The sequence below is a fragment of the Gemmatimonadota bacterium genome (genome assembly GCA_022560615.1).
Classification (GTDB): domain Bacteria; phylum Gemmatimonadota; class Gemmatimonadetes; order Longimicrobiales; family Gaopeijiaceae; genus UBA1138.
Genome location: JADFSR010000102.1, coordinates 1 through 2,495 on the forward strand (window position 1 = coordinate 1; position 2,495 = coordinate 2,495).

Annotated in this window: 4 protein-coding genes; 2 read left to right on the forward strand and 2 right to left on the reverse strand. The window is 61.0% G+C overall.

From position 1 onward, the window contains the following. The first annotated feature begins 478 nt into the window (after positions 1–478). A complete protein-coding gene (locus IIB36_20505; GenBank protein ID MCH7534120.1) occupies positions 479–1,489 on the forward strand; it encodes a DUF2399 domain-containing protein in 1,011 nt (336 codons plus the stop codon). Positions 1,490–1,507: 18 nt separating this feature from the next. On the opposite strand, the gene IIB36_20510 is transcribed toward IIB36_20505, so the two are convergent. Both IIB36_20510 and IIB36_20515 read right to left on the reverse strand, forming a co-directional pair. Then, positions 1,508–1,720 (reverse strand): hypothetical protein, encoded by a 213-nt coding sequence (locus IIB36_20510; protein MCH7534121.1) that lies wholly within the window; start codon positions 1,718–1,720, stop codon positions 1,508–1,510. Beyond that, positions 1,717–1,878 carry a hypothetical protein gene (locus IIB36_20515; protein ID MCH7534122.1) on the reverse strand — a complete coding sequence of 54 codons (162 nt, stop codon included), beginning with the start codon at positions 1,876–1,878 and terminating at the stop codon, positions 1,717–1,719. The genes IIB36_20510 and IIB36_20515 overlap by 4 nt, the downstream gene beginning before the upstream one ends. Before the next feature lie 230 nt (positions 1,879–2,108). Here IIB36_20515 and IIB36_20520 point away from each other — a divergent pair. Continuing rightward, a partial coding sequence (locus tag IIB36_20520; GenBank protein MCH7534123.1) for a hypothetical protein occupies positions 2,109–2,495 on the forward strand: 387 nt, incomplete at its 3' end.

A 2,495-nucleotide genomic window follows, 5' to 3' on the forward strand; every position in this document is an offset into this window, starting at 1 on the left:
TCGGCCATCTTTCGTATGACCAGAAAAGTCCCTGTTGCCGCTAACGTACCGAGAATAATTCGCTTCATGGCCTAGTGTCCTTTGCAGAGCTCCTCAAGAAACTGACTGAGGCGAGCAAGACGCGTGCGATTAACGGTTGGCCGTCGTACATCACTCTGACGGCCGCCTTGACCAGTGAAGCGCAGTCGGGTTTTGCCCCACTCAAACGGAACGCAGTTGACGGTATCGCTCCAGGCTACAAGCGCGCAGTCCCAATTCTCGCGGCGCTTCATAAGACGATCGAGTCCTCGGTGTCCTCGAGAGTGCCGCCAGCTCCGCCGGTGCCTTTCTGTGCCGGCGCCTTCATGCCCCAGAACACCGGCTTGTTGACAAGCAACGCGACGCGCTTGAAGAACGTGTCGGTGGTGCTAAGGCCATCGAGGACGCGTACCTCAAGGCGAGCGCAAACGGCCGGTACTACACCAACGCCAGGCAGATCATGTACGCCGCGCGACCGCTCGTCCTCGAGTTGACCGGAGGCGAGATCTGGTCAAAAAGCGACTACTTCACTCAGACGATCCTCAAGGACTATCTCGCGTTGTACAACCCGGACTTCAAGATTGTCTGGGATGCCCGCGGGAGCCTCAACGAGCCCCACACCGGCAAGTCGATTCCCCTCGGTGGTCGGGCGGTCATGAACTACATCGACAGCTGGTGCTCGGACTTCGATGTCGCCCCCACCTTCGATCCCCAGGCATTGATAGCGACGAAGGGACCGGGGCTCAGGTACAACACAGCGCTCTGGATCGAGAAGGAGGGGTTCGCCCCGATCCTGGAGGATGCCGGTATCGACAAGCGTTACGACATGACGATCATGTCGACCAAGGGCATGACGGTGAAGGCTGCGGTCGAAGTCGCGCAGCACCTCGAAAACGAAGGCGTCCGCATCCTCGTGGCCCACGACTTCGACAAGAGCGGCTTCGAGATCGTGAACACGATCCGACGCGGTACTCGTCTACTCCATGGCGGCGCCGATGTCGTAGACCTCGGTCTGCGTCTCGAGGATATCGAGGGCCTCGAGTCGGAACCGGTGTCGTACAAGCAGAAGAAAGACCCCCAAAAGAGTTTATACGACTGTGGTGCCACCCAAGAGGAGGCCGACTTCCTCGTGTCCGGCAACCCGTGGTATGGCCACTGGACGGGTCAGCGTGTCGAGCTCAACGCCATGACGTCGGACCAGTTGATCGACTGGCTAGAAAAAAAGCTGACCGAGCACGAGGTCGAGAAGGTCGTGCCATCGGAGAACGTCTTGGCGCTGGGCTACCAACGTGCTGTCGTTCGCCTCAGCGTAGCGGACCTAATCGAGGAGTTCACCGACAACATGGACGACGTCGCAGTCGTGGACGATCTCGACACCCGTGTACGCAAACACCTAGAAGAGCATCCCGAGCAGACATGGGAACGGGCACTAGCGGCTATCGCGGAGGGCGAGCGCACAGACGCCGCATGAAAGCAGCGTGAAAAAAAACTACTCCTCTGCCTCCAACTCCTCGGCCAGCTTCACGAGCCCCGCGGGCAAGTCTACCTCGGCCTTTATCCACCGCCCCAGTTCCTCGAACTCTTCGCGGTCAAGTTGTGCAGCCTCGCGTTTGACCCACTCGTCTACAAACCCACCGTCATTGACTGACGCCTCCACGGCGCGCCCCAGCATCTCCTTGATTCGCTCTAGCCTTTCGCTCACCCCTCCAACTCCTCTGCCAGCCGCTCAAGCTTCGCGGCGTGCTTGCGCATGAAAGCGGCGAGCGCAGCCCGATTCTCGGGCGACGGATCGGTCCGGCCTGAGGACCAACTTTTCATGGTGTCGTACCCCACGCCGACGGCAATCGCCATGTCCTTCAACGACGGCCTCAGGAGGCCGAAGATCCTTCTTGTTAACTCACCCATATACACCGACAGTGTTGCGGGAATGAATCGCGCCCCATACACTGTCGGTGCAGGGGTGGCAAAAAGCAAGGCGCCGGGTCTCCACGCGAATGAAGTATCCCGACGCCTCACATCCACGGCCCGGAGGCCGCACCTCAATTCTCGCCCCTGTGGCGGTCTCCGGGCAAGAGCACGGAGGTTCTGTCATGAGCACGGAAGACCTGAGCACGAAGGTGTACACGCCGCTGCCGGGCCCCACCTGCATCGAACGGCTGGAGGAGGGGAACTGGGTATCGCTGACCGCCGTGGCCCGCGTCAGCATGCTCGATGTCCTCGGCGAAGAGTTGGACACCACCGAGCAGGACGGGTTGGAAGCACACGATGGCCTGATCGAGCCGGCCCGGTGCCTACCGATGGGCACCAGGCTCTTCCACTCTGACATGGGCGTACTCGCGGAGTGCTGGAAGATCCTCGATCCGATCCCGAGCATCGGCGCGGTACCTGGCGACCTGCTCTTCCACTGTGAGGGGGGCGCATACGCACGGACGGCGGCGACCGGAGGGCTCCAAGGTGTCGTGCCGCTGGCCGACCCC

Bases quoted from the DNA above. Each gene is read 5' to 3' on its own strand.
- IIB36_20505 (MCH7534120.1), top strand. From the start codon at position 479: ATGTACGCCGCGCGACCGCTCGTCCTCGAGTTGACCGGAGGCGAGATC.